Here is a 252-nt window from a genome sequence, read left to right as displayed (position 1 = left end):
CTACGCCATCGGCGGCAACGACACCGCCGCCCGCCTCGCCGGCATCAACATCAACAAATACCTCATCGCCGTCTACGCCCTCATCGGCACCGTCGCCGCCGTCGCCGGCATCCTCCTCACCGCCCGCACCGGCTCCGGCCAACCCGTCTCCGGCAGCGAGGGCCTCGAACTCAAGGCCATCACCGCAGCCGCCCTCGGCGGCGCCGCCCTCAAGGGCGGCAAGGGCGGCATCGGCGGCACCCTCCTCGCCGT

At 72.6% G+C, this 252-nt stretch carries 1 protein-coding gene; it reads left to right on the top strand.

Annotated features, from left to right (window positions below; all coding sequences use genetic code 11):
- A partial coding sequence (locus tag PUR56_RS43695) for an ABC transporter permease subunit (protein WP_443034612.1) occupies positions 1–252 on the top strand: 252 nt, incomplete at both ends.

The sequence above is a fragment of the Streptomyces sp. BE303 genome (assembly GCF_036290945.1).
Classification (GTDB): Bacteria; Actinomycetota; Actinomycetes; order Streptomycetales; family Streptomycetaceae; genus Kitasatospora.
Note: the sequence above shows the minus strand (reverse complement) of the source record. Positions and strands in the feature narration are given on the sequence as shown.